General features: G+C 58.9%; 22 protein-coding genes and 5 pseudogenes. 20 read left to right on the plus strand and 7 right to left on the minus strand.

Annotated elements, in window-relative coordinates; all coding sequences use genetic code 11:
• Positions 1-76: 76 nt before the first annotated feature.
• The 3 genes and pseudogenes from AYR47_RS30630 (at position 77) to AYR47_RS30640 (ending at position 3023) form a co-directional block, all read left to right on the plus strand.
• Entirely contained in the window at positions 77-346 is a 270-nt protein-coding gene (locus AYR47_RS30630) for a DUF2790 domain-containing protein (protein ID WP_033902233.1), read from the plus strand.
• A 484-nt stretch (positions 347-830) separates the two neighbouring features.
• Positions 831-2082: pseudogene (locus tag AYR47_RS30635) on the plus strand (ribonucleotide-diphosphate reductase subunit beta).
• Positions 2083-2378: 296 nt separating this feature from the next.
• Positions 2379-3023: an HAD-IB family hydrolase gene (locus AYR47_RS30640; protein WP_033901931.1), complete on the plus strand. Its 645-nt coding sequence runs from the start codon at positions 2379-2381 to the stop codon at positions 3021-3023.
• A gap of 142 nt (positions 3024-3165) precedes the next feature.
• On the opposite strand, the gene AYR47_RS30645 is transcribed toward AYR47_RS30640, so the two are convergent.
• Complete coding sequence (locus tag AYR47_RS30645) at positions 3166-4710, minus strand: Fic family protein (protein ID WP_061449307.1); 1545 nt, start codon at positions 4708-4710, stop codon at positions 3166-3168.
• Positions 4711-4980: 270 nt separating this feature from the next.
• The gene (locus AYR47_RS30650) at positions 4981-5940 is read right to left on the minus strand and encodes a LysR family transcriptional regulator (protein ID WP_033901933.1); all 960 of its coding nucleotides are present in this window, start codon (positions 5938-5940) and stop codon (positions 4981-4983) included.
• Positions 5941-6133: 193 nt separating this feature from the next.
• Here AYR47_RS30650 and argH point away from each other — a divergent pair, with 193 nt between their 5' ends.
• From argH to AYR47_RS30695, 9 genes are all read left to right on the plus strand, one after another.
• Complete coding sequence (gene argH, locus AYR47_RS30655; RefSeq protein ID WP_033901934.1) at positions 6134-7561, plus strand: argininosuccinate lyase; 1428 nt, start codon at positions 6134-6136, stop codon at positions 7559-7561.
• A gap of 119 nt (positions 7562-7680) precedes the next feature.
• Positions 7681-8559: an amino acid ABC transporter permease gene (locus AYR47_RS30660; RefSeq protein WP_016979819.1), complete on the plus strand. Its 879-nt coding sequence runs from the start codon at positions 7681-7683 to the stop codon at positions 8557-8559.
• Positions 8560-8583: 24 nt separating this feature from the next.
• A complete protein-coding gene (locus tag AYR47_RS30665) occupies positions 8584-9348 on the plus strand; it encodes an amino acid ABC transporter ATP-binding protein (protein WP_010208290.1) in 765 nt (254 codons plus the stop codon).
• Positions 9349-9374: 26 nt separating this feature from the next.
• Positions 9375-10196, plus strand: coding sequence for an ABC transporter substrate-binding protein (locus tag AYR47_RS30670; RefSeq protein ID WP_061449308.1), 822 nt, complete (start codon positions 9375-9377; stop codon positions 10194-10196).
• Between the two features lie 86 nt (positions 10197-10282).
• Positions 10283-11452, plus strand: coding sequence for an MFS transporter (locus AYR47_RS30675; protein ID WP_033901936.1), 1170 nt, complete (start codon positions 10283-10285; stop codon positions 11450-11452).
• A gap of 54 nt (positions 11453-11506) precedes the next feature.
• Positions 11507-12454 carry a hypothetical protein gene (locus tag AYR47_RS30680; RefSeq protein ID WP_033901937.1) on the plus strand — a complete coding sequence of 316 codons (948 nt, stop codon included), beginning with the start codon at positions 11507-11509 and terminating at the stop codon, positions 12452-12454.
• A 93-nt stretch (positions 12455-12547) separates the two neighbouring features.
• The gene (locus AYR47_RS30685) at positions 12548-12868 is read left to right on the plus strand and encodes a helix-turn-helix transcriptional regulator (RefSeq protein ID WP_033901945.1); all 321 of its coding nucleotides are present in this window, start codon (positions 12548-12550) and stop codon (positions 12866-12868) included.
• Between the two features lie 104 nt (positions 12869-12972).
• Entirely contained in the window at positions 12973-13278 is a 306-nt protein-coding gene (locus AYR47_RS30690; RefSeq protein WP_206542900.1) for a type II toxin-antitoxin system RelE/ParE family toxin, read from the plus strand.
• On the plus strand, positions 13253-13591 hold the full coding sequence (locus AYR47_RS30695) for a helix-turn-helix domain-containing protein (RefSeq protein WP_033901939.1): 339 nt from the start codon (positions 13253-13255) through the stop codon (positions 13589-13591). Before AYR47_RS30690 ends, AYR47_RS30695 begins: the two co-directional genes overlap by 26 nt.
• A 55-nt stretch (positions 13592-13646) precedes the next feature.
• On the opposite strand, the pseudogene AYR47_RS30700 reads toward AYR47_RS30695, so the two are convergent.
• A pseudogene (locus AYR47_RS30700) lies at positions 13647-14586 on the minus strand (GlxA family transcriptional regulator).
• Between the two features lie 114 nt (positions 14587-14700).
• On the opposite strand from AYR47_RS30700, the gene AYR47_RS30705 reads away from it, so the two are divergent.
• Entirely contained in the window at positions 14701-15504 is an 804-nt protein-coding gene (locus AYR47_RS30705) for an SDR family NAD(P)-dependent oxidoreductase (RefSeq protein WP_061449309.1), read from the plus strand.
• Here AYR47_RS30705 and AYR47_RS30710 read toward each other — a convergent pair.
• The 3 genes and pseudogenes from AYR47_RS30710 to AYR47_RS30720 all read right to left on the minus strand — a co-directional run bounded on the left by AYR47_RS30710 (position 15488) and on the right by AYR47_RS30720 (position 19007).
• A pseudogene (locus AYR47_RS30710) lies at positions 15488-16991 on the minus strand (amidase family protein). The gene AYR47_RS30705 and the pseudogene AYR47_RS30710 sit on opposite strands and share 17 nt — an antisense overlap.
• A 97-nt stretch (positions 16992-17088) precedes the next feature.
• Entirely contained in the window at positions 17089-17850 is a 762-nt protein-coding gene (locus AYR47_RS33110; protein WP_237142518.1) for a hypothetical protein, read from the minus strand.
• Positions 17851-17957: 107 nt separating this feature from the next.
• Positions 17958-19007 (minus strand): MBL fold metallo-hydrolase, encoded by a 1050-nt coding sequence (locus AYR47_RS30720; protein WP_033896258.1) that lies wholly within the window; start codon positions 19005-19007, stop codon positions 17958-17960.
• Between the two features lie 123 nt (positions 19008-19130).
• Between AYR47_RS30720 and AYR47_RS30725 the strand changes: the two genes are divergently transcribed.
• From AYR47_RS30725 to AYR47_RS30740, 5 genes and pseudogenes are all read left to right on the plus strand, one after another.
• On the plus strand, positions 19131-19757 hold the full coding sequence (locus AYR47_RS30725) for a TetR/AcrR family transcriptional regulator (RefSeq protein WP_033896259.1): 627 nt from the start codon (positions 19131-19133) through the stop codon (positions 19755-19757).
• A 192-nt stretch (positions 19758-19949) separates the two neighbouring features.
• Positions 19950-21008, plus strand: a complete 1059-nt coding sequence (locus tag AYR47_RS30730) for a diguanylate cyclase (RefSeq protein WP_033896260.1) — start codon at positions 19950-19952, stop codon at positions 21006-21008.
• A gap of 352 nt (positions 21009-21360) precedes the next feature.
• A pseudogene (locus tag AYR47_RS33510) lies at positions 21361-21990 on the plus strand (PAS domain-containing protein); the annotation flags it as partial.
• Positions 21991-22155: 165 nt separating this feature from the next.
• Positions 22156-22590: pseudogene (locus tag AYR47_RS33515) on the plus strand (methyl-accepting chemotaxis protein); the annotation flags it as partial.
• Between the two features lie 76 nt (positions 22591-22666).
• On the plus strand, positions 22667-23185 hold the full coding sequence (locus AYR47_RS30740; RefSeq protein WP_033896262.1) for a DUF1003 domain-containing protein: 519 nt from the start codon (positions 22667-22669) through the stop codon (positions 23183-23185).
• On the opposite strand, the gene AYR47_RS30745 is transcribed toward AYR47_RS30740, so the two are convergent.
• Positions 23182-24060: a LysR family transcriptional regulator gene (locus tag AYR47_RS30745; protein WP_033896263.1), complete on the minus strand. Its 879-nt coding sequence runs from the start codon at positions 24058-24060 to the stop codon at positions 23182-23184. The two genes, AYR47_RS30740 and AYR47_RS30745, sit on opposite strands and share 4 nt — an antisense overlap.
• A gap of 80 nt (positions 24061-24140) precedes the next feature.
• Between AYR47_RS30745 and AYR47_RS30750 the strand changes: the two genes are divergently transcribed.
• Complete coding sequence (locus AYR47_RS30750; protein ID WP_208603922.1) at positions 24141-24842, plus strand: CTP synthase C-terminal region-related (seleno)protein; 702 nt, start codon at positions 24141-24143, stop codon at positions 24840-24842.
• Positions 24839-25162 (plus strand): antibiotic biosynthesis monooxygenase family protein, encoded by a 324-nt coding sequence (locus tag AYR47_RS30755; protein WP_061449312.1) that lies wholly within the window; start codon positions 24839-24841, stop codon positions 25160-25162. Before AYR47_RS30750 ends, AYR47_RS30755 begins: the two co-directional genes overlap by 4 nt.
• Positions 25163-25219: the final 57 nt, after the last annotated feature.

Raw genomic sequence — 25219 nt, forward strand, 5'->3', positions numbered from 1 at the left:
CCCAACTTTTAAGTTACACACGCGGCCTCACAAGGGCCCCGTGACCCCACTCGCCCTGAATAAGGTAAATAGAGAAATGAAAGCTTTAGTAGTTATGGCCCTCAGCAGCTTGTGCGCCACCGCCGCCCTGGCCGACGAAGCCCCGACTGACGTAGCTAGCCGCAACACCCCGATCGTCGAGGACTACACTTACAGCACCCACTTGGATGTTGCCAAAGTATTGTCCATGAGCACTATCCCGGAAGTCTGCGAAGTTGTACCGGTGAAGATGGAATATGAAGACTCACAAGGTCAGCGTCATATTCTTAATTACCACGTGATGGGTAATGGTTGCTCTAACGGGTAATAACCTGATGCGTTCGATCTGAACCTGATCTTATTCGCCGCAAGAAATCGTTCTTGCGGCAAAGAACCCGCCCCCTCCTCACCTCGTTGTGCCCCCTCGAAAAAAATCCCGCCGCTCGTCCCTCCGGCCAACCCCAGCAAACCCGCGTCTTGGCTTGAAAAGCAGGCTTTTTGTCTGCGTTCCGTGACCATCCGCCACAACACAAAGTCGATTTTTTCCCTATAATGCGCGGGTAAATCGGGCCTGCAATATCCCCTTACACTGGGATGAAGAGCCAGACCTGAGGCCTCCCGCGGGAGCAAGCACCTACCGCTCCGCACCTCAAGCCTCACGCAGACCACCCGTAACCCTATTCCGTTTAATGCGTGCGCTAGCTGCAACAAACGATTCCTTAAGATCCACCGCGGCCTCAGGGCCGTGTGAACACCCAACCATCCGGTTTCACACGGGCACCTTTGAGCCCTCACGCAGGAGACGACACGTCATGCTGAGCTGGGACGAATTCGACAAAGAAGAAGAAGGCGAAGTAGCCACCAAAGGCGCCAACGCTGGCCATGCCACCGAAGCCAACATGGACCGCCTCGATGGTGCCGGCGCCGCCGCCGCCATCGAAGCCCGCGCCGTCACCGCCAGTGACTCCGCCGCCATCGTGCGCGCCAAAGCCGCCCTCGACAAACTCGACGTCGCCGAAGGCCTCGCCGAGCTGGAAGGCTCCGCCGCCCGCGTCGCCGTTGACGAAAAACGCATGATCAACTGCCGTGCCGACCTCAACCAACTCGTACCCTTCAAGTACGACTGGGGCCTGGCAGAAGTACCTCGACGGCTGCGCCAACCACTGGATGCCGCAAGAGGTCAACATGACCGCCGACATCGCCCTGTGGAAAAACCCCGAAGGCCTGACCGACGACGAGCGTCGTATCGTCATGCGCAACCTGGGCTTTTTCTCCACCGCCGACTCCCTGGTGGCCAACAACCTGGTGCTGGCCGTGTACCGCCTGATCACCAACCCGGAGTGCCGCCAGTACATCCTGCGCCAGGCCTTCGAAGAAGCGATCCACACCCACGCCTACCAATACTGCATCGAATCGTTGGCCATGGATGAAGGCGAGATCTTCAACATGTACCACGAGATCCCATCGGTCGCGAAAAAAGCCGCCTGGGGCCTGAAATACACCCGCTCGATCTCCGATCCGAAGTTCGAAACCGGCACCGTCGAGACCGACAAAGAGCTGCTGCGCAACCTGGTCGCCTACTACTGCGTACTGGAAGGCATCTTCTTCTACTGCGGCTTCACCCAGATCCTGTCCATGGGCCGTCGCAACAAAATGACCGGCGTCGCCGAGCAGTTCCAGTACATCCTGCGTGACGAGTCGATGCACCTGAACTTCGGTATCGACGTGATCAACCAGATCAAAATCGAAAACCCACACCTGTGGGATGCCGAGATGAAGGAAGAAGCGACCCAGATGATCCTGCAAGGGACTCAGCTGGAGATCGAATATGCGCGCGATACCATGCCGCGTGGCGTGCTGGGGATGAACGCGGCGATGATGGAGGACTACCTCAAGTTCATCGCTAACCGTCGCCTGTCGCAGATTGGCTTGAAGGAAGAGTATCCAGGCACCACCAACCCGTTCCCGTGGATGAGCGAGATCATGGACTTGAAGAAAGAGAAAAACTTCTTCGAAACCCGTGTGATCGAGTACCAGACTGGCGGCGCGCTGAGCTGGGATTGATTCCTCAGCTCATCCCCCCATTAAGCCCTGACACGTTCAGGGCTTTTTTATGTCCGATGAATGGCCACTTCTTGAAGCACATCAAGCTGACCACCTCGCCCCAAAGGGTTCGGATCGCATCACCAATGCTGTAGCCTTGTGCCCCAATTGACATCAGCGTAGTGATCGGGATGCCTTCACCGAGGTGGCTTTACGCCAAAGTCGGAAGATTGGCACGGGAGTAAACTCCCGCTGTCACACCTGATGCACACTCAAAAAATACCAGATAGGACCGAGGCCAACCCGTGAACCCAGACATGCTCGAAGCCGGCCCCGCTGATGCCAAAGTACTTTCCGTCTTTGACTTCGACGGCACCCTGACCCACCACGACAGTTTCGTGCCCTTCCTCAAGTTTGCCTTTGGCCCTGGCGAGTTCTATGGCCGGATGGTCAAGCTGGCGGTGCCGGGGCTGCGCTTTTTGGTGCGGCAGATCAGCCGGGATGAGTTGAAGGCGCAGTTGATCCGCACCTTTATGACCGGGGTGGAGAAGGCGTGGGTGCAGCAGAAGGCCGAGGAGTATTGCCAGAAGACCTGGGCGCGGCTGATGCGGCCGACGGGGGTGTTGTCGGTTGAGCAGGAGTTGGGCTCCGGGGCGGAGGTCACGCTGTGTTCGGCGTCGCCGGCGTTGGTGTTGCAGCCGTTTGCGAATCGGCTCGGGATCAAGTTGATCGGGACTGAGCTTGAGGTGGTGGATGGAGTGTTGACCGGCAAGCTCACCGGGAACAACTGCCGCTGTGAGAACAAGGTGCTGCGGCTTGAGGCGGTGTATGGGGATTTGGGCGAGTATCGGCTGCGGGCCTGGGGCGATACGCGTGGGGATAGGGAGTTGCTGGCGGCGGCGCAGGATGCGCACTTTCGGCATTTTCATGCGAAGAAGAAGCGGGCTCGGTTGCAGCGGTGATGCGGGTGGGTGGGGGTGGCGGGTAGACCGAGGCGATTCCTTCGCTGCCTCGCTGAAGCTCGACAGCTCCCATATTTGAGCCGATGAGCACCGAGGGCCGCGCACTAGCATGGGGTGCTAGTGCGCGGATGGCCCATTCCGATCAATGGTCACCGCTTCCCAATTCTTGATCTTCAAATGCGGATCGCACCGCTTCCACAACCCGTTCGGCTAGGTGAATCACTTCCAGCTGCGGATAAGCTTTCTTTAATTTCCCCGATACCTGCCAGCTATTTTCCTTTAACGAGCGAATGACTCGGTTTGCGTCCTGATCAGGCATTTCCAGCACTTCTTTTAGCCGTTCCTGGGCGCGCTGAAAGATGACCAACACACGCGCTTCATCAGCCATCTCTATACGAACCGTGTGCGCCACTACCTGTGCCGTATACAAGACTTGTTCGGTCAAGTCGGGGTAGCGCCACGCGAATTGCGCATCGTCGTAGTCATCGAAGACCAGATTGCTGCGGGTTCCGTCGTCGTAGACTACAAGTTCTCCAAATCGATAGGAGCCAGCGTAGCGTTGCATGAATGGTCGCGAAAATGCCTCCAGCGTACGATCGTAACGCGCCCGGAAATCAATCGAGCTTGTGATTGTGGCCGACACTGGCAGGATTACGCCATCAGGCACCGCCTTATCACGGATCAAGGTATCGTTGATCAGAAAGCGATGGATCCGACCATTGCCGTCTCGCATGGGGTGGATATAGACAAAAGCGAAAGCGATTACAGCGGCCCGGGCCAGCGGCTCAGCGCCCCGTGTTGCCAACTCGAATGCTTTCAAGCCATCAAGCAGTTGCGTCAGCACCTCAAATTGCGGCGCAATGTAGTGCACGATGTCCTCGCGCATGGTGGCCTGCCCCACGAAGACCGGTGAGTGCCGTAGACCCAGCCCGAGCGCCTCTTCCCCTAAGATACCGGCTTGCAAGGTGTGCAGGCTTTCATTACTCAACGGATTGTCGATGTGCCCACAGTACTTGGCGATCACGTGGGCAAACCGCTGGATCCTGTCGGCTTTGTCTGCCTCTCTCTCGATCAAAAAGCTGGCACGCGACTCCTTGAACGTCAGCCAACTTGCCGTGCGCATCAGGATATCAGCGCCAAAGGCCTGGTTCAGCTGCAGCAGTGACGCCCCCAGATCAAATTGCAGCGCTTCCTGCACGGCTTCGGTACGACGAATCAAGGGACAGAGCGCAGGCACTCCGGGCAGATTATCGTTGATGCGCCAGCGTCGTACCCGCAGAGACTCAACGCGGGTCAGGTAATGCTGTGATGAAACGGCATCGACGTAGCCGCCGTTGGTGACATCTGGCACATCAAGATGCAGTCCCGTTAACCACTCGTACAGGAATCCGGTCCGGCGGGCATATTGACCAAAGGGCGTTTGCCGGCACCAGGCTTCGACGGGGTCAGGGCCGGCCACAGCGAATAGGCGAGCGAAGAATTCGAGGTGAATTTCTTCGTACTTGAGCCCGAACTCGAAATGCCCTGCAAAGTCGTCCGAGGGTTGGTAGCTGAGGGGGTACTTACGCTCGATATGTCCATTGCTCTCGTGGCTCATACGGGTCGTACCGATTACCGATTCGACGCGTAGTGGCTGTGCTAGCGCGATATGGTAGCGGTCAGCGAGTGCCTTGAAGCCTACCTGCATGGTCAAATCCCCTAACGAACGCTTAAAAACGATAACTATTAGGGAATGGTAGGCGAAAACGATAATTTTGTGAGTACGAAAATGCTAATGCGCTATTAAATTTGCTAACAAATCAGCTATTTCATTTGAAAACGATAACGACCTGAAAGAAGGCGATCCGAGTTGAGGGGCCGTCCGGAAACCGAGGCGATCCCTTTGCAGCCTCGCTGGGGCTCGACAGCTCCCACAGTTGATCTCTGTCGCTCGGAGGGACGGTGTTTGGCTTGAGTGTTATGTCGTGGCTTTGAGGTCCACGCCCAGCGCTGTGGCGAAGGCTTTTACCATCGGGCTTCTGGGGGCGTTGTGGCGCAGGATGAGGTTGAAGGCGGTGCTGAGGTGAACCTGCTCCGGGCACAGTGCGAGCAGGCGCCCTTCTCTCACCAAGGGCATGGCGTAGTGTTCGGGCAAGAAGCCGAGGAAACGGCCAGTAAGGATCAGGATCGCGACGGCTTCGACTTGTGAGGCCGAGGCGGACTGGCTGTCGTAGTTGACGAAGTTGACCTTGTCGCGGTGGATCGCATAGCGATGATTCACTACTTCGTATTGGCGTAGCACGTCGGGCGTGATATCGCTCGCGTTGAACAGTGGATGTCCTACAGCACAGTAGGCGTGAGCCTTTTCTTCGTACAGCGGGAAATAGTCGAATTCTTCGCGGCGTTGGTACACCGGCACGATGCCGACAATCAGCCGTCCTTCCACCACGCCGCGTTCAACTTCATCCAATTGCGAGGCATGTAAGCGCAATCTAATCTTGGGTGATTCGCTATGTAATTTCCCCAGTGCGGTAATGAGCGGGGAATTAACGTCGGAAACAGTGTTATCAATAACCCCCACACTAAGGTCACCAATAAGCTCGTTTTGCGCCGAACTAAGCTTGTCGCGAAAACTGTCCACCGAGGTAAATAATTCGATGGAGGCTTGATACACCAACTTGCCTTCTTCGGTCAGCCCGAACCCTTCCCGCCCCCGTGTACACAGGCGCATGCCGATGCGGATTTCCAGGTCGGAGATCTGTTTGCTGATCGCCGCCAAGCCCACGTTCAGCTCGTTTTGCGCGGCGCTGAAGCCGCCCGCTTCGACCACGGCCATGAATACGCGCAGCAATTTGAAGTCCAGCCCGCTCAACTGCAGGGGCGGTCTTGAGCCGGGTTTTGGCGGTAGGTTTCCAGAAGTGGAAAGTGGGGTTTCCATAATACGCGTTGACCTCAAGTGCCATATTCAACAGGCTTCAACCCAGTCCTTGAACATAGCCAGGCGGCGATAATGAACATAAACATCCGCCCTTGGCAACCTTGAATACGGCGCGTCAGACGCTGGTTCAGTCTAGTTGAAAACTTATTTTTACTGCCTCCGACTCTTCTAAAAACAAGCGTGAGGAATACCCATGTCCCAGCCCACCGACCGCCTTTGGGGCGCTCGTTTCAAGACCGGTCCGTCTGCTGCATTGGCCGCATTGTCCCGTTGCCCTCAGCGCTACTTCCGCCTGACGCCCTACGACCTGGCCGGCTCCCGTGCCCATGCCCGTGAGTTGCAGCGCGCCGGTTTACTTGACGAGTCGGAAACCCTGCGCACCCTGGAGGCCCTGGACGGTATTGGCGCAGATTTCGCCGCCGGCAATCTGCATCCGACCCTGGATGATGAGGACGTACACACCTTCATCGAGCGCGTATTGACCGAGCGCCTCGGCGCCCTGGGTGGCAAGCTGCGTGCAGGGCGTTCGCGTAACGACCAGACCGCCAATGACCTGCGACTTTTCCTACGGGACCATGCGCGCACCATCACCACTGAAGTGCTGGGTTTGCAGCAGGCGCTGGTGGATCAGGCCGAGCAGCATATCGAGAGCATTTGCCCCGGCTTCACCCACTTGCAGCAGGCGCAGCCGATTGTGTTCGCCCATCATCTGCTGGCTCACGCTCAGTCCATGCTGCGCGATGTGCAACGTCTGGTGGATTGGGATGCGCGCACGGCGTTGTCGCCGTTGGGTGCGGCCGCCATGGCAGGTTCTGCGATTGCCCGTCAGCCAGAGCATTCCGCCAAGGAAATGGGCTACACCGGGCCGTGCGAAAACTCCATTGACGCGGTCGCCAGCCGTGACCACGTGGCGGAATTCCTGTTTGTGGCGGGCATGCTCGGGGTGAATATTTCGCGCTTGTCCGAAGAGTTTTGCCTGTGGTCTTCGCGGCAATTTCGCTGGGTAGTGCTGGACGATGCCTACGCTACTGGCAGCTCGATCATGCCGCAGAAAAAGAACCCGGATATCGCTGAACTGGCGCGAGGCAAGGCGGGGCGGTTGATTGGCAACCTGACGGGATTGATGTCGACGCTCAAGTCGCTGCCACTGTCGTACAACCGCGATTTGAGTGAAGACAAGCACAGCGTGTTGGACAGTGTGGATACCTTGCTGCTGGTGTTGCCGGCGATGGCTGGAATGGTCGCGACCATGAAGGTGCAGGTGGAAGAACTGCGGCGTCAGGCGCCGATGGGCTTTACCTTGGCGACGGAAGTGGCCGATTGGTTGGCCACCCGTGGTGTGCCGTTCAAAGAGGCGCATGAGATTACCGGCGCATTGGTGCAGGCCTGTGAGAAGCATGAGATTGAGTTGTGGGAAGCCTCGCCGGCGATGTTGGCGGAGGTGGATGCTCGGTTGACGCCTGAGGTGCGCGACTGCCTGACATTGGAAGCGGCGATTGCAGCCCGCAGTGGTTGGGGTGGGACGGCGCCGGAGCGGGTTCGGGAGCAGATTGGGCGGTTGAAAGTGGCATTGGCCGAACAGCAGACGTGGGCCGAGAGTTACCAGGGATTTCGCATTTAAGCCTGTGGGTGATGAGGTGTCTGGCCGGGCGCTTTCGCAGGCAAGCCAGCTCCCACATTGGATCGGGTTTTAACAGTTGGACCGAGTACAGCGGTAGTCGCTTTTTTTGGAGATTCACCATGAACCAAACCCCGGCCGAGCGCTTGGAAGCCGAGCGCAAGTTGTCCGAGAACCAGTTCGATATCACGCAGTACGAGCATGTGCCGCGTCGCTATTACGGGCGGATGTTTTTTGCCACCTTGATCGTGATCGTGCTGGCCGCGCTGTTGCGTGCATTCGCCAACGGCCAGATCGAATGGTCCTACATCGGGCAGTTCCTCACGTCTGAGGCCATTCTGTGGGGCCTGGTGAACACCATCGTCATGTCGATCCTGGCGATGGCGCTGGGCGTGGTGATCGGCGTGATCACGGCGATCATGCGCATGTCAGCCAACCCGATCCTGCGCTATGTGGCCATCACCTACACCTGGCTGTTCCGCGGCACGCCGCTGATCCTGCAACTGCTGCTGTGGTTCAACCTGGCGTTGATTTTCCCGGTGATCGCGATTCCTGGCCTGTTCAGCATCGACACCGTCGACCTGATGACGCCGTTCGTGGCCGCCCTGCTCGGCCTCAGCATCAACCAGGGCGCCTACACCGCCGAGGTGGTGCGCGCAGGTCTACTCTCGGTCGACACGGGCCAATACGAAGCTGCCAAGTCCATCGGTATGCCGAGCCTGCAGGCGCTGCGTAGGATCATTCTTCCGCAGGCGATGCGCGTGATCATTCCGCCTGTAGGCAACGAGTTCATCAGCATGGTGAAAATGACCAGCCTGGCCAGCGTGATCCAGTACTCGGAGCTGCTGCACAACGCGCAAAACATCTACTACGCCAACGCGCGGGTCATGGAGCTGCTGATTGTGGCCGGCATCTGGTACCTCGCGGTGGTGACTGTTCTTTCATTTGGTCAAAGCCGCCTCGAGCGTCGTTTTGCCCGCGGCGCCGGCAAGCGTTCGTAAGCCTGGGTTGAGGAGATTTGCCCCATGAGAAGCATCGTCAAGGCCGTCAACCTGAACAAGTATTACGACCAGTATCACGCGCTGCGCGACATCAATATCGAGGTCGAGCAAGGCGAAGTGATGTGCATCATCGGCCCGTCGGGTTCCGGTAAAAGCACCCTGCTACGTTGCGTCAACCAACTGGAAAAAATCGACAAGGGCGGCCTGTGGGTCGACGGCGAACTGGTGGGTTACCGCGTCGTCGGCAACAAACTGCATGAGATGAATGAATCGCAGATCGCCCGCCAGCGCCTGGCGACCGGCATGGTGTTCCAGCGCTTTAACTTGTTCCCGCACATGACCGTGTTGCAGAACATCATCGAAGGCCCGTGCCAGGTGCTCAAGCGCTCGCCCAAGGAAGCCATCGAAGATGCGCTGGAACTGCTGGCCCGCGTCGGCCTGGCGGACAAGCGCAATGCTTACCCGGTGGAGTTGTCCGGCGGCCAGCAACAACGTGTGGCGATTGCCCGCGCGTTGGCCATGCGTCCCAAGTTGATGTTATTCGACGAACCCACGTCAGCTCTCGACCCGGAGCTGGTAGGCGAAGTGCTGTCGGTGATGCGCGATTTGGCCACCACCGGCATGACCATGATCGTGGTCACCCATGAACTGGGCTTCGCCCGTGAAGTGTCCAACCGCATGGTGTTCATGGATGCCGGCCAGATTGTGGAAGCCGGCAGCCCCGAAGAAATTCTAATAAGCCCACAAAACCCACGTACCCAAAGCTTTATTTCTGCCGTTCGCACTTAACTAAAAAACAAACGAGAACGCCCCCAATGAAAAAATTGTTCATCCCAACCGTGCTTGCAGGCCTCATGGCCTCCACCTGTGTATTCGCGGCATTGCCGGCGGCCATCAAGGACAAGGGTGAGATCAGCGCGGCCATCGTGCCGAACTATCCGCCGATGGATTTCAAGGACCCGGCCACCAACAAGATCACCGGCCTGGACTTCGACCTCGGCAACGCCCTGGCCGAGCGTCTGGGCGTGAAGATCAAGTGGCAGGAAACCGGCTTCGAGCAGATGCTCAGCGGCCTGACCACCAAGCGCGTGGACATCGTGCTGTCCGGCATGACCGACACCGCCGAACGCCAGAAGTCCGTGACCTTCATCGACTACTTCACCAGCGGCCCGCAGCTGTACACCCTGGCCAAGCGTGAAGACCTCAAGGCATTGACTGACCTGTGCGGTAAAAAAGTCGGCACCAGCCGCCGTACCACCTGGCCGTCGGAAATCGCCGCGTGGAGCAAGGAAAACTGCGAAGCGGCAGGTAAGCCGGCGATCGTGGTGATCGGCACTGAAGGTTCGGCGGACGCGCGGGCGCAGTTGCAGCAGAACCGGTTGGATGCGGCGATGCAGGGCAGCGAGACCATTCCTTATTTGATGTCATTGGACAAGGGCAAGTACAAGCCGGTGGGCCTGGCGATTTCCAAGCAATTCACCGGGCTTGGGATCGAGAAGAGCAACACTGAACTGGTCACCGCGATCAGTGAAGCGTTGCAGGGCATGATCGATGACGGCACGTACGGCAAGATCCTGAAGAAGTGGGATCTGGAGCAAGGTGCTGTAGAGAAGATCACCATCAACTCTGGCCAGTAACCCAATCTAAATGTGGGAGTTGGCTTGCCTGCTCCCCCATTTGATGTGTGTTACGTTGGAAAAACAATAAGGACACTCGCCCCGCCGTGGCCACCTACTCCCTGGTAATCCGCCGCCTGATGATTTGCTCGCTGACCATCGTCATCAGCCGGGCCATGACCAGTCCCTTGATGACCTTGCTGCTGAGCCGACGCCTGGGCCTCGACCAGCAGGACATCGGCTTGCTGATGGGCATCGCGGTGTTTACCGCCACCTTGATGGGCCTGTACGGCGGCTACGTCATCGACCGCATGGAGAAGCGCAAATTGCTGATCCTGGCGATGCTCTCCAGCTCCATCGGTTTTCTGTTACTGACCTTTGCCACCAACCTCTACCTCACCACTTTGACGCTGGTGATTACCGAGTCGGCATCGGCGCTGTTCCTGATCGGCTCCAAGGCGATCATCAGCGAGAACCTGCCGGTTGAGCAGCGCGCCAAAGTGTTTTCCCTGCGCTACACCCTCACCAATATCGGCTATGCCACGGGCCCTATGGTCGGCGTGGTGATTGCCGGGCAAATGCCGCTGCTGCCATTCATGCTGTCCAGCGCCATCGCGTTTATCAGCGTGTTCCTGATGATCGGCATCCCGCCCACCCAACGTGATGAAAGCAGCAAACCCTTGAGTTTTCTCAGCACCCTCAAGACCCTGCGCAACGACCGCAGCCTGGTGCTGTTCACCGGCGGCAGCCTGTTGAGCACCATCGTGCATGGCCGCTATACCTTGTACCTGTCGCAATTTCTGTTGGTGATCCACAACCCGGATGATGCGCTGAAGATTCTTTCCGCGGTCCTAGCCTGTAACGCCATTACCGTGATGTTGCTGCAATACCAGATCGGCCGCTTCCTCAAGCGCGAGCAATTGCGCTACTGGATCCTGCTGGGCACTGCGCTGTTCATCGGTGGCCTGATCGGCTTCAGCCAGGCTGACAGCCTGCTGTCGTGGTGTGTGGCGATGTTCGTGTTTACGTTGGGCGAGATGATTATCTACCCATCCGAGTTCCTGTTTATCGACACCCTCGCCCCCGAGTCGCTGCGGGGCAGTTACTACGGCGCACAGAACCTGGCGGCCTTTGGCGGCGCGCTGAGCCCGGTGATTTGTGGCTATCTATTGATCAACTCACCGCCAACCACGATGTTTTATGCGCTGGCCGGGTTGACGGCGGTGGGCGGAACGCTGTGCTTCCTGAGCGGGCGAAGGGTTGCAGGTTCTTGCTGATATTTACGCAAGATCCCGCTATTAATAGCGAAACCTCTCACGGACCCGAGCCCCATGAAATTCGACACGGCCTACAGCCTGAGTCTCGATGACAAGCTGTCGATCTACGACGTACGAGACCTGAATTTCGACGAAACAACCGACTTCGATTCAGACAAGGACAGCTTCCTCTGCCCCAATGATGAGTGTCGCGCGGCGTTTGATACCGGCAACGCGCTGAGCACCTTCAACGCCAAAAACGTCAATTACCTGCGCACGCCGCATTTCAAGAACAAGACCAGCACCCGGCATATCGACGGTTGCCGTTACGCCAGCACGCACAAGACTGCGACAGGTGAAAATGACGACGAGCGTGAGGACAATTTCCCATCGGAGTTTGTACTCACCCGTCGTCAGTACGAACGCAAAACGCCGCCTGCCGGGGCAGAGGGAAACATCTCACACGATCCCGTGAAGGCGCCTTCAAATCGAAGCTATGCCTCCCACAGCACCAGTGACAGCACTCCAGACAAAACCAGCGTGTTCGCCCACCCCGTGGAATGTTTCGTGTCTAACATCGACGACAAGGACAAGCTCAAGTCCATGCCGTTGAAGATCGGTGAGCACGCCGCAACCTACTGGACGTTTTTCAAGAAGATCGAATACCTGCAGGACAACAAGGGCCTGATCTACTGGGGCAAGATCAAGGCGATCAAGGACTACACCAGCAGCTTTCGCATCGACTTCGAAAAGAAGGTGTGGCTCGACAAGAAGCCATACTCGGTCAACGTTTACTTGAGCAAAAAGCTCATCGAGAACTACCGCAAGCGCAAAGCATTTTTAGAGCAGATCAAGGCAGCGGTGGACAGTGAGCGCGCGTTGTACTGCTTCTTCTATGGGGTGACGCCGGAACTGAAACAGGTGCCGAGCAAGAAGAACCCAGAGCAAACGTTCGGGGTCTTCAGCGCGAACATCGAAAATCTGGACCACCTGATCATTCGGGAGGCGCCAGGGGTGGAATAGCGGGTCCGCGAGAATCCAGTTGATGAGCGGTCAAAACAACTGTACAAAAACACAGTATAGTTTGTCCTCCCCCGTCGAACCTGGAGAAAACCCATGTCCTCTCTGGCAATGAGCTCTTTCGTAGAACAGCAGATCGTCCTGCATCAATTCACCGCCAAGCACAGCGTTCAGGCCCGCGCGATGCTGGGCTGGAGCCGGGAAGACCTGGCTTGCCAGGCCGGTGTGGCGGTTGAAGCGGTTCAACAGTTTGAACACCATCATGACGTAGGTGATGAAACCCGCCTGGCCTTGGCGTTTCGGTTGGAGGCTGAAGGGCTGGTGTTCTTCCCAGGGTTTGCGCCGGGGTGGGGGATGAGTGTGAGGGGATCGTTGCTCACACCCCCCACTGAAGTTGCATTTGAGACGGCAGAGTAAATTTTCAGCCTGCACTCACGCTTATCCCTATTTAGGTATATTCTCTCATGAGTTCATGGAAGCCACTCTTGTGGGTGGGCGCTAGCAAAAAAGATCTCCAATTGATGCCCTGTGCTGTGCAAGACGTATTTGGCTTTGCGCTGCACCTTGCTCAGGAGGGTGGTAGGCATTCACAGGCAAAGGCGTTGAAAGGGTTTGCCAGTAATGCTGTGTTGGAGATCGTCGAGGATTTCGACGGCAATACTTATCGAGGGGTTTACACCGTTCGGTTTGGCTCTGCTGTCTATGTGCTTCATTGCTTCCAGAAAAAGTCGACTAAAGGCATTGCAACCCCGCAACACGATATACAACTGATCAAACAGCGACTCAAGGCGGCGCAGGATCATGCACAAGCATCACAAGGCGATTGAGATCGAAGCAAGCAGTGGCAATGTCTATGAGGATATTGGCCAACCTGATGCCAGTGAAATGCAGGTCAAGGCGCAGCTCGCGGCAAAGATCGGCGAGATCCTCAAAGCCCGTAATCTCACCCAGTCTCAGGCTTCGGTCATCCTTGGTTTGTCACAACCGAAGGTTTCCGAGATGCTTCGCGGAAAGTTCAGAGGCATCAGTGAGGCAAAAATGCTCGAGTGCTTATCACTGTTAGGACGTGATGTGCAGATCGTTATCAGTGCAGCGCCTGCATCTCGTGCTCAGGGGCGTATCGAAGTGCTGTTTGCCTGATTGCCACCCGAGCAGAGCACTCCTATCCAAGGGCTTTAGCGTAATGCGGGAAGCCTCAAGCCTGCAGTTGCAGCGCCCGACGCATCATCTGCGGCGGTTGGCCAAAGGCCCTCAGGAAGGCGCGGCGCATGCGCTCCGGGTCGCCGAAGCCCGTTTCGCGGGCGATGATGTCGATGGAGTGATCGCCAGATTCAAGCAGCAGGCGGGCTGCCTCGATGCGCAACCGCTCGATAGCCTTGGCGGGAGACTGGCCGGTTTCGGCACGGAACAATCGGCTGAATTGGCGCGGGCTCAAGTGCGCAACTTCAGCCAACTGCTCTACTGAGAGATCGTCCTGCAAGTGCTGCCGAGCGTAGACCAGGGCGGTTTGCACGCGGTCGGATTTGGGATCGATCTCCAACAGTGCGGAAAACTGTGACTGGCCACCTGCGCGTCGATGGTAAACCACCAATTTACGCGCTACTGCACGTGCAACCTCGACACCCAGGTCATGCTCGACCAAGGCCAGAGCCAGGTCGAGGGCGGCAGTCAGGCCGGCGGAGGTCCAGAGCGGGCCATCGACGGTGAAGATCCGGTCTTCCTCCAGCCGTACATTCGGGTAGGCCCTGACGAAAGGTGTGGGCGTGGTACCAATGGGTCGTCGCTTTGCGGCCCTCCAGCAACCCGGCAGCGGCCAGATAAAAGGAGCCGGTGCAGGCCGATGTCACGCGACGCGAAGTGAGCATGGCTTGCTGCAGGTAAGTGAGCATGCCGGGCGTTGCTTGCAGCAGTTCGTTGTCTCCCACTACCAACAGTGTGTCGTAGTGCTGTTGGCCGAAGGGCATGGTAGCGATGGCGAAGCCCATGGAGCTTTTGATCGGCCCACCATGTTCCGACAACAGGTCCACGCGATAGAACGGCTGGTCCAACTCGAAGTTGGCGAATTCGAACACGGTACTGGTGCCCAGGCTGAGCATCTGGAACCCGGGAAACAGCAGAATACCGATGGATACCATGGCGAAACCTCATGTCCCGAAAGGAGGGATATATGACGTTGCAGCCAATACATTACACCCATAATCTTGGCTCCAACAAGGCCGCCCTTCCCCGGCCCTTCTGGAGCAACTGCAATGACTCAATCCAAAGGTTATGCCCTGATCACTGGCGCTTCGTCCGGGATCGGTGCCGTGTATGCCGACCGCCTGGCTCGCCAGGGTTACGACTTGATTCTGGTGGCACGCAATCAGCAACGACTCGACCAACTGGCGGCCCGACTGAAAGTCGAGACCCAACGGGACATCCAGGTAGTGGCCGCCGATCTCAACTTGCCTGCCGACCTGGCGCGCATTGAACAGATTCTGCTTGAAGACAGCCGCATCAGCCTGCTGGTGAACAACGCCGGCGTTGGTGCGACGGCGTCATTGCTGGCCTCTGACCCGGACAAGATGGACGCCATGATCCTGCTCAATGTCCTCGCGCTCACTCGCCTGGCAAAAGCCGCCGCGACAAACTTTGTCGCCCAGGGCCGTGGCACCCTGATCAACATCGGGTCGATCGTCGCGGTCGCGCCTAAGTTGTTGAATGGTGTGTACGCCGGCACCAAGGCTTTTGTGCAGGCGTTCAGCGAATCCCTCGACCATGAGCTGAGTGACAAGGGGGTCAGCGTTCAAGTAGTGCTGCCAGGCGCCACCGCCACCGAGTTCTGGGATGTTGCGGGGCTGCCCGTGAACAACCTTCCCGATACCATCGTCATGAGCACGGAAAATCTGGTGGATGCGGCACTGGCAGGCCTTGCCCAGGGCGAAAAGGTGACCATCCCGTCATTGCCCGACAGCCTCGACTGGGACGCTTACGAAACAGCACGCCTGGCCCTGGGGCCCAACCTGTCGCATCGCTCCCCCGCAGCACGCTATGGCATCAAAGCGCCGGTTTAACCGCTACTTGAGCGGCCTGCTCATACCCATGGGCCACTGCCAGCAAGGTGGGTTCGGTCCATTGGGTACCAAAAAAGTAGGCACTGGTGGGTAGGCCATCCTCATCTACACCAGACCGTACGGCGATTCCAGGATAGCCAGCCGCCGCGACACCGAAGTAACTATTGGTGTCGAAATCCGACACCATCGCGTCCAGGTTTTCTGCCTTGATCGGGTCATCGATCGTGTTTCTGAAATCCTGAATGAGCGCATCCCAAAGTGGCTTGCGTTCCTCTGGCGTCAGGGTTGAGGCGCTGATTTCCTTGAGCACTGGCTGATGATCCGTCTCACTGCCGTCACGTAGATCATTGAACCGGATCAACTCGGTCAACGATTTGACCGGCAACCCAGAACGTTTGCCCAGGTAGGTGTTCAGCTCCTCTTTCACATCCGAGAGCAGCAACTCATCGTAGCGCGAGGCATCAGCCAGCCGCAGGTTGACCGGCACCAACACCGCGCCTTGCTCGCGAAGCACTTCCAGTGTCCGATTGAACTGCGCGCTGTTCTCCACAGGCAAGGTTTCACCCTCTTTGGAGAACGTGGCGGGATAGCCGATACGCTTGCCTTTCAAAGCGCTTGGAACCAGCAACTGCGTGTAATCGATACCTTGAGGCGCTCCTACACTTGCCGGGTCCTTAGGATCACTGCCAGACATGGCATTGAGCATCAGGGCAGCATCGTACACCGAACGCGTCATCGGGCCGGGTGTGTCCTGGTGATGGCTCGCGGGAATAATCCCGTTGCGGTCCAACAGGCCCGACAGTGGGCTTGAGCCCGACAATACCGTTGCGTGCTGCCGGCACAATGATCGAACCGTTGGTTTCCGCCCCCACCGCCAAGGGCGCCAACCCGGCTGCAACAGCAGCGGCAGAACCGGAACTGGACCCCCCAACATCGGCATCTGATTGATGAGGATTTCGGGTCTGCCCGCCCCGACTGCTCCAGCCATCCGGACCTCCACGGAACCCCGCCATTTCAGTCATATTGGTTTTACCGAGGATCACCGCGCCCTGCTTGATCAGGTAATCCACCAACGGGGCATTCTTGCCGGCCGCAGCACCGACCAACCCAAACGCACCGGCACTGGTTTGCATACTTTCGGTTTCGATTGTGTCCTTGAGCAAGACAGGGATGCCATGCAGGGGCCCGCGCACCTTGCCGCTGGCTCGCTCACGGTCCAACTCGAGCGCGGTCTCAAGTGCCTTGGGGTTGAGCTCTATGACGGAGCTGAGTTGCGGATCCAACCTGCCGATCCGCTCCTGCAGGTAAGCGACCAGACTGGCCGAGGTGAGTCCGCCCGGCTGGGCCATTTGCGTGCCAAGCTCTTTGACACTCAGGTACTCAGTTCCAGCGGGCACGGGTGTTGAAACAGCGGGTGAGTAGTCTCCGGCAAACGACTGTACGACTTGCCGGACCATGGAGCCCATCCCATACGCGATACCTAACATACGACCTCCTGAAGAGTAAGAAATGAAGAAGGACCAACGTTGATCCGTGGCCCAGTCTAAAAACTCCACTCCTCCCAAGCAGCGCGACGCAGGCGATTCAGCGTGTGGGATAGTTCAACGCAGCGGGTGGTTCAGCCTGCAGATCCGCCGCGCGACGAGCGCTTCGATACCCCTGCACCAAGGCCGGCAGCCAATCCTTGGCCCATCGTGCACCGTAGAACCACAGCGTCGCCCCATCCCCAAGGGGCTCACCAAACCCTGGGTAACCACTCCAGCACGCCCCGTGGAATGCGCTGCTGCGGCTGTCGGAAACCAGCGCGTCCAGGCGGAATGCGCGCACCAGTTCATCGATTTCGTTGCGCGAAAGCAGGGTGTGGTTGGCCCGGTGCGCAGGCACCGGTACCAGCTCGGTTCCAGACCGGCGCAAGACATCCAAGGCTCTAAGGAAAGAGGGGTGGTGCTCGATCTGCTCATGTTGGCTACCCTCCACAAGCCGCTCGGCAAACCCCACGCGTCTGCCGCCAAGCGCGTGATCCGCCGTGAAGGTCGTGTTGTTTTCCACCAGGGGGACTTCCACCATCACCGGCCCAGAAGGATCAACTCCACTCAAGGCAATCAGTGACAGCGACGGGTCCCGCGAGGGTTTCAGGGGAAGACTTGGCGCGTCATATCCAGGAATCGGGACGCTTCGCCCAGGGTTGTCACGAGCCAGCGGCTCGACACCAAAAGCGATACCTCGCGGATTCACTTGCTCGTTGAGCGTAGTCGCCAGGCCAGACGCTTCAGCGAGCACTGAAGCAGGTTGGCCCGTCGGGCAAGCCAGACCCGCCTGCCAATATTTCTGACACTTACTCTCCATAAAAACCGTCCCCGAAAAATGACTTTCCGGGGATCATCGCACCGTTGACTGGCGTCTGTCGCAGCTCTGAAACAGCTTGAAAACTCCTTTTTCCGACGCCTCTTCCTTCAGCTGACGAGGCGTTCCTCTACACCTTGATTTTCCACCTCCAGCCACCACGCATACCCGCGCTCAGGCTGGTTCAAACTGAACGCCTGGCCCATCTGCGGTGTGGTGATAAACACGTTGCGCTCCCAGGCCAGGGCCATGATGCGATCGAACGGTTCGTGCCAGGCATGGAACGCCAGGTCGAAGGTGCCGTTGTGAATCGGCAGCAACCAGCGGCCTTTGAGATCGATATGCGCTTGCAGGGTTTGCTCAGGTTGCATGTGCACGTGCGGCCAATCGACGTTGTAAGCACCTGTTTCCATGAGCGTCAGGTCAAACGGACCATACTGTTCGCCGATGCGTTTGAAACCGTCGAAGTAACCGGTATCACCGCTGAAAAAAATCCGCCGCGCCCCATCGATCATCACCCAGGAACACCACAAGGTCTGGTTGGCATCAAACAGGCCGCGCCCGGAAAAATGCTGCGCTGGCGTGGCAACAAACCGAATGCCATCCACCTCAGTGCCCTGCCACCAATCCAGCTGGCGCACTTTGCTGGCGTCCACGCCCCATTTCACCAGAATGTCCCCGACGCCCAGCGGCGCGAGAAAATAGCGGGTCTTGTCGGCCAATTGGACGACAGCCTTGCGGTCAAGATGGTCGTAGTGGTTGTGGGAAAGAATCACTGCCTCTAGCGGCGGCAGCTCTTCAAGGCTGATCGGCGGCTGGTGGAAACGCTTGGGGCCGGCCCAACTGAACGGCGACGCACGCTCGGCGAACACCGGATCGGTCACCCAGAATTTGCCGCGCATTTTCAGTAAGACGGTGGAATGCCCAAGGCGGAACACGCTGTGATCAGGCGCCGCCAGCAACTGCTCGCGGGTCAGCGGCTGCACCGGAATCTGCCCCACCGGCCGCGTGCTGCGCGGCTTGTTGAACAGCATGTTCCAGAAAATACGCAAGGTTTTGCCGAAGCCGCCCTGCTGTACGGGCGCCTCGTTGCTGAAGTGCCCCAGGTCTTGCTTGGGCGCTGCCGGCGAAGAATCGACACGGGACGAAATCGTGGCCATTTACAGGTGACTCCTACAGACCGCTCTTGAATTACACTGCACAGTGTAGTTTCAAGATTGCAACAAAATACACAGCAAGTAAACTACCGAGTGTAACTTTCCTTGACGAACCGAGCGCCCTCCATGACTGCCCCTCAACGCCTCACCGACCGTAAACGCGAAGCCATCGTGGCCGCGGCCATCGCTGAATTTCGCGAGAACGGTTTCGAGGTCACCAGCATGGACAAAATCGCCGCCACCGCCGGCGTTTCCAAGCGCACGGTGTACAACCACTTCCCTAGCAAGGAAGAGTTGTTCGCTGAAATTCTTCATCAACTCTGGGCCAGCAGCGTTGCCCAACTCGACGTCAGCTACGCCAGCGACCGCCCGCTGCGCGAGCAATTGCGCGGCTTGTTGGAAGCCAAGATGAAGATGATGGCGGATGCCAATTTCCTCGACCTGGCCCGCGTCGCCATCGCCGCCACCATCCATTCGCCGGAGCGCGCGCAAGACATGGTCACCCGCCTGAGCAAGCGCGAAGAAGGTTTTACTCAATGGGTACGCGCTGCCCAGGAAGATGGCCGGCTCAACTGCAGCGACCCGGCCTTTGCCGCCCACCAGATTCAGAGCCTACTCAAGGCGTTTGCCTTCTGGCCGCAGATTACCCTGGGGCAGCCGGTCCTGGACGCCGCCAGTCAGGCCAGTGTTATCGAGTCGGCCATCGACCTGTTCCTGGCCGGCTACGAAGTCAGCCAATCCCGCCAACCGTAAAAACCTGTTGTGTGAACGACATTCCTGGTCGTTTTTGACATATTCGCACGCCGTCCTACACAAATGGCTTGGAAGGACACTGATTATTCCCACGCGAATAACTGACAATATTCACAACTATTATCCGATCAACGGTTCGACCCGCTGACGCACCTTGCCGCACCTGCAGAAAAAGAACGGCTCCAGGAAATTATGGAAAACAGACGAGGCAAAGGGCTTTCATTTGCCAGACGTATCTACAAGCCAAGGATTATCGGCTTGGGCATCGGCTGCATCAGTGTCACAGGCGCACTTTATCCGCTCGCAATGCCGGGCTGGGTCTGGGTATTCCTGCTGTTCAACGGTTTCGCCTGGGCGCATGTGGCCTACCAACTCTCGGTGCGCTCGCAATTCCCCTATCAGACCGAGCAACGCAACCTGTTGTACGACTCATTGTTCGGCGGGTTCTGGGCCGCCGCCACGCAGTTCACTCCACTGACAACCGTTACCATCCTTTCCATGATGACCATGAACAACGTGGCAGCGGGTGGCAAGCGGCTGTTCCTGCGCGGGCTGCTGGCGCAAGTGGCCGGTATCGGGGTGGCGTGCGCGCTTTTCGGCATCCGGTTCAACCCCAACGTCAGCCTCACCCAGGTCTACACCTGCCTGCCGATGCTGACGCTCTACCCCATGGCCATCGGCACGGTCTGCTACCAGTTGGCGATTAAGTTGTCGGAACACAAACGCGCACTCAGTGCCCTCAGCCGAACCGACAGCCTCACCGGCCTGCTAAACCACGGCTCATGGAAAGACTTGCTGCACCTTAAATTTCATAAGTGCCAACAGCAGCAAAGCCATGCCACCATCGCGTTGATCGATATCGATCACTTCAAGCAGATCAACGACACCCACGGCCACATCGTCGGCGACGCCGTTCTGCGTCAACTGAGCCTGGAACTGCGACGCAACCTGCGTGAAAACGACCTGGCCGGGCGTTACGGGGGCGATGAGTTCTGCGTGATTCTTCCGCAAGTTCCGCTGGAAGAGGCGGCACAGGTGATGGAACGCATGCGCGAGACCTTCAGCAATTACCGCAACCCGCAGATCCCTGAGTTGCGCGTGAGCCTGAGCATCGGCCTGGCTGATTTCCAACCCTTCTTTACCGACGCCGCCATGTGGCTGAATGCGGCGGACCGGGCGCTGTATGCCGCCAAGGACACCGGACGCAACCGGGTCAACATCAGCGAAGCAGTGATCGCTCATTCCGCCTGAGGTTGTCCTACGACTCCTCGTCTGAATCTTCCTGCCTGTACGCAAGGAGAAAGCATAATGCCACCACTTGTCGGCTACCCAAAAAAGGTCCTGCCCCTGAGGCGAACTTCTTGCCAGGCTGATCACTCTGAACCCGTTGTTCCACCCCCGCTGTCGGCAAAAGGAAGCTGACAATGAGCAAGTCAACCGTATAGCGAATGCCTTACGGGGGCAGGCGCCTATCCAAGGAAATCCAGAAGCTTGCTTGCCCGAGCACCCGAACATGCTATTCAACGCCCATAAAAAAACCATCAATGCCCTGCAACACACCGTCGCCCAACAGGCCAGCCTGCTGGATGCCATCGAGCGGTCCATGGCGGTGATCGAATTCGACCTGTCCGGCACTGTGCTGCGGGCCAATGACAACTTCCTCCAGACCATGGGCTATCGCGCCGAGCAGATCGAGGGCCAGCCCCATCGTATGTTCTGCACCCCCGCATTCGCCCGCAGCGCCGAGTACAACCAGTTGTGGTCGAACCTGCGTAATGGCCAGTTCCAGTCCGGCACCTTTGAACGGGTGGCGGGCGATGGCCAGTCGGTTTGGCTGGAGGCCAGCTACAACCCGGTACGTGACGAAGCAGGTCAAGTCACCAAAGTGGTGAAGTACGCCATGGACGTCACGCCGCGCCTGCAGGCTGAAAGCGAAGCTAATGCCAAACTGGCCGCTATCGGCCGCGCCATGGCGGTGATCGAGTTCAACCTCGACGGCACCATCATCACGGCCAACACCAATTTCCTGCAGCGCATGGGTTACACCCTGGCGCAGATCCAGGGCCAGCATCACCGCATGTTCTGCAGCGCGGCCGTGGCCAGCAGCTCGACCTACAGCGACTTCTGGAAGCGCCTGAATCAAGGCGAAATGTTCAGCGGCCAGTTCGAACGGGTGGATAAGAACGGCCAGGCCGTGTGGCTCGAAGCCAACTACAACCCGGTGTACGACGCCGGCGGGCGCCTGTGCAAAGTGGTCAAGTTCGCCTCCGACGTGACTGCCATGGTGCAGCAACATACCGCCGACGCCGCCAGCGCGGCCCAGGCGTACCACATCTCCCTGAGCACTCGGGACATCGCCGAAAAAGGCGCCGAAGTGATCCAACAAACCGCCAGCGGCATGCGCGACATTGCGGCGGACATCGACGGTTCCTCACAGCTGATCGCCAAGCTGGGCGAGCGCTCGCAGCAGATCACCGCCATCGTCAACACCATTCGCGGCATCGCCGACCAGACCAACCTGCTGGCGCTCAACGCCGCCATCGAGGCGGCGCGGGCCGGCGAGCAAGGTCGCGGGTTTGCCGTGGTAGCCGATGAAGTGCGGCAACTGGCAGCGCGCACCAGCGGCTCCACGGCGGAAATCTCCAGCATGATCGCGATGATCCAGGACGAAACCCGCCAGGCCATCCACAGCATGGACGGCACTCGCGACCGCGCCGCCCTGGGTGTGGAGCTGGCTAACCAAGCCGGTACCGTCATCGTGCAGATCCGCGAAGGCACCAGCGAGGCCGTGCAAGCGGTGAGTGCATTCGCCAATGAGCGCGGTGGCAACTGACCCGATCTTCATACGGAGCGCTGGGGGCTCGGTCTATAGTGCTTGCTTGTCTTCAAGCAAATGATCCGAGCCCGCCATGACCCCAGAAAAGACCGAAACCGCTCCCGTCGACCACCTGCGTTTCCACCGCCCTCATGCCCACCTGGCGCCGACCTTCGGCAACGACACCTTTGCGCTCAAGGCCGAAGCGTTCGCCCGTTTCTTCGGCACGCCCACCTTCCTCGGCGCGCAAACCGCCATCGTGGTGTTGTGGGTGGTGCTGAACATGACCGGCGTCACGCACTTCGACGTGTACCCGTTTATCCTGCTCAACCTGGCGTTCAGCCTGCAATCGGCCTATGCCGCGCCGCTGATCCTGCTGGCCCAGACCCGCCAGGCGGCTCGCGACAAAGCGCAGTCAGATGCCGACGCGCAACACCGTGAAGCCCTGGCCATAGCCAACACCGAGCGTCAGGCCCAGGCCGCGCAAACCACCAAACAGTTGCTGGAACTGCTCGAACAAAACACCCGGCTGACGGAAATGACCAAGCAGCTGACAGAACACATCGAAAGCCTGACTAGCGAAATGCACGAGCACTTTGTGCGAAAAACCTAAGGTAACCGCAGGTGTCGCCCCAGCTCGTCAAACAGCGTCACCACCGAGCGCAGCGCTCGACAATCGGGGCGTGTGAGCAACCATAACGCCGTGTCGTGCCCCGCCAATGCGGGGCCCAGCGGTTGCAGGCCGTTGCCCAATAGAAAGTCCGGCAACGCCGCCACTCCCAACCCCGCGCGTACCAGTTCGGTGACCGACAACATGCTGTTGCAGCGATAGCTGGGGCGCACGCCCGGCAGTTGCTCGCGGCGCCAGACGACGGTGGGGTGATCGGGCAGGAAGTCATCCGGGGCAATCCAGGGCAGGTCTGCCAGCTCGCGGCCTTCGTGCAGTTGGGCGAAACCCGGACTGGCGCACACCTGATACGCCACATTGCCCAGGCGCCGGCCCACCAGATGCTCCGGCGGCGTGCGGGTCAGGCGCAGCGCGATATCCGCGTCGCGGCGGCTGAGGTTGGCGAAATCATTCGACGTACTCAGTTCCAGGGTCAACGCTGGGTACTGCGGCATGAACTGCGCCAGGGCCGGTAACAGCAAGCCTTGCAGCACCGAGTCAGTACAGGTCAGGCGCACCGTGCCGCTGATCACTTCACCGCCCTGCTCCACACCAATGCGCGCGGCCTCCAGCGCCTGCTCGGCGCGTTCCGCCTGCTGCGCCAGATGGCTTGCCAGGCTGGTGGGCAGGTAGCCGGCGCGGCTTTTTTCGAACAACGTCTGACCCAGCGCCGCCTCCAGGCGCCGCACCGCACGGAACACCGTGGACACGTCCACCCGCAACAACGCGGCCGCCCGTGCGAGTGTGCCGCCGCGTACCAGGGCGAGGATCAGCGAGAGGTCCGGGTAGTCGATTGAATAGTGCGTGACTGCATTGAGCATGTGCTAAAACGCCAATATTGATTGCGTGAACGCCAATCTATAGTGCGCCCCAGGACACCACAAGCCATGGGATGTACACGATGAAAACCACGCCTCTGCACCTCGCTCTGATCGGCGATTACAACCCCGATGTCATCGCCCACCAGGCCATCCCTGTGGCGCTGCAACAGGCGGCCGAGACCCTCGACCTGAACGTTCATGTGCAGTGGCTCGATACCGATAACCTGCCCCAATCACTGCATGACTTCGACGGTTTCTGGTGCGTCCCCGCCAGCCCTTACCGCGACACTGAAGGCGCAATGCGGGCGATCCGGTTTGCCCGCGAGCAACGCCGACCTTTCCTCGGCACCTGCGGCGGTTTTCAGCATGCCGTGCTGGAATACGCACGCAATGTCCTGGGCTGGAAGGATGCCGAACATGGCGAACTCGCGCCACACGCCAAGCGCGCCGTGATCGCACCGCTGAGCTGCGCCCTGGTGGAAGCCACCGACACCGTGCGCCTGGCGCCCTACACCCGGATCGCCGAAGCCTATGGCACCCTGGATGTGCAAGAAGGCTATCGCTGCCGTTATGGCGTGAACCCCGAGTTCCTCGGTGCCTTGCTCGAAGGCGACCTGATCCCCAGCGGCCACGATTGCGCAGGTGACCTGCGCGCGGTGGAGCTGCTCGATCACCCGTTCTTCGTCGCCACCCTGTTCCAGCCCGAACGTACCGCCCTGGCAGGCATTACCCCGCCCTTGGCGATGGCCCTGCTCAAGGCTTGCCAGGCGGTGTCTGCATGATCGCCCGCACACCTTCGCCGCCCTACTATGCGGTGATCTTCAGCTCACTGCGCACCGAAGGCGATCAAGGCTACGGCCAGGCGGCCAGCCGCATGCTGGAACTGGCGCGTGAACAACCGGGGTTTCTCGGCGTGGAGTCCGCGCGGGAAGACGGCCTGGGCATTACTGTGTCGTACTGGGAGAGTGAGGCGGCCATCCTGGCCTGGAAGCAGCAGGCCGAACACCGCGCGGTGCGCGAGCAGGGGCGCGCCAGCTGGTACTCGGCCTTCCAGACCCGGGTGTGTAAAGTCGAACGAGCCTACGCCTTCGAAAGCAAATAAACCCAGTGGTGATCGGACTTGTTGTCGCGTCCTGTGGCGAGCGGGCTTGCCACAGGG

Source organism: Pseudomonas azotoformans (assembly GCF_001579805.1).
GTDB lineage: Bacteria > Pseudomonadota > Gammaproteobacteria > Pseudomonadales > Pseudomonadaceae > Aquipseudomonas > Aquipseudomonas azotoformans_A.

What these genes read in the sequence shown, in the direction of transcription:
- AYR47_RS30630 (WP_033902233.1), top strand. Translation starts at nt 77, where the DNA reads ATGAAAGCTTTAGTAGTTATGGCCCTCAGCAGCTTGTGCGCCACCGCC.
- AYR47_RS30640 (WP_033901931.1), top strand. Translation starts at nt 2,379, where the DNA reads ATGCTCGAAGCCGGCCCCGCTGATGCCAAAGTACTTTCCGTCTTTGAC.
- AYR47_RS30645 (WP_061449307.1), bottom strand. Translation starts at nt 4,710, where the DNA reads ATGCAGGTAGGCTTCAAGGCACTCGCTGACCGCTACCATATCGCGCTA.
- AYR47_RS30650 (WP_033901933.1), bottom strand. Translation starts at nt 5,940, where the DNA reads ATGGAAACCCCACTTTCCACTTCTGGAAACCTACCGCCAAAACCCGGC.
- argH (WP_033901934.1), top strand. Translation starts at nt 6,134, where the DNA reads ATGTCCCAGCCCACCGACCGCCTTTGGGGCGCTCGTTTCAAGACCGGT.
- AYR47_RS30660 (WP_016979819.1), top strand. Translation starts at nt 7,681, where the DNA reads ATGAACCAAACCCCGGCCGAGCGCTTGGAAGCCGAGCGCAAGTTGTCC.
- AYR47_RS30665 (WP_010208290.1), top strand. Translation starts at nt 8,584, where the DNA reads ATGAGAAGCATCGTCAAGGCCGTCAACCTGAACAAGTATTACGACCAG.
- AYR47_RS30670 (WP_061449308.1), top strand. Translation starts at nt 9,375, where the DNA reads ATGAAAAAATTGTTCATCCCAACCGTGCTTGCAGGCCTCATGGCCTCC.
- AYR47_RS30680 (WP_033901937.1), top strand. Translation starts at nt 11,507, where the DNA reads ATGAAATTCGACACGGCCTACAGCCTGAGTCTCGATGACAAGCTGTCG.
- AYR47_RS30685 (WP_033901945.1), top strand. Translation starts at nt 12,548, where the DNA reads ATGTCCTCTCTGGCAATGAGCTCTTTCGTAGAACAGCAGATCGTCCTG.
- AYR47_RS30690 (WP_206542900.1), top strand. Translation starts at nt 12,973, where the DNA reads ATGCCCTGTGCTGTGCAAGACGTATTTGGCTTTGCGCTGCACCTTGCT.
- AYR47_RS30695 (WP_033901939.1), top strand. Translation starts at nt 13,253, where the DNA reads ATGCACAAGCATCACAAGGCGATTGAGATCGAAGCAAGCAGTGGCAAT.
- AYR47_RS30705 (WP_061449309.1), top strand. Translation starts at nt 14,701, where the DNA reads ATGACTCAATCCAAAGGTTATGCCCTGATCACTGGCGCTTCGTCCGGG.
- AYR47_RS33110 (WP_237142518.1), bottom strand. Translation starts at nt 17,850, where the DNA reads ATGGAGAGTAAGTGTCAGAAATATTGGCAGGCGGGTCTGGCTTGCCCG.
- AYR47_RS30720 (WP_033896258.1), bottom strand. Translation starts at nt 19,007, where the DNA reads ATGGCCACGATTTCGTCCCGTGTCGATTCTTCGCCGGCAGCGCCCAAG.
- AYR47_RS30725 (WP_033896259.1), top strand. Translation starts at nt 19,131, where the DNA reads ATGACTGCCCCTCAACGCCTCACCGACCGTAAACGCGAAGCCATCGTG.
- AYR47_RS30730 (WP_033896260.1), top strand. Translation starts at nt 19,950, where the DNA reads ATGGAAAACAGACGAGGCAAAGGGCTTTCATTTGCCAGACGTATCTAC.
- AYR47_RS30740 (WP_033896262.1), top strand. Translation starts at nt 22,667, where the DNA reads ATGACCCCAGAAAAGACCGAAACCGCTCCCGTCGACCACCTGCGTTTC.
- AYR47_RS30745 (WP_033896263.1), bottom strand. Translation starts at nt 24,060, where the DNA reads ATGCTCAATGCAGTCACGCACTATTCAATCGACTACCCGGACCTCTCG.
- AYR47_RS30750 (WP_208603922.1), top strand. Translation starts at nt 24,141, where the DNA reads ATGAAAACCACGCCTCTGCACCTCGCTCTGATCGGCGATTACAACCCC.
- AYR47_RS30755 (WP_061449312.1), top strand. Translation starts at nt 24,839, where the DNA reads ATGATCGCCCGCACACCTTCGCCGCCCTACTATGCGGTGATCTTCAGC.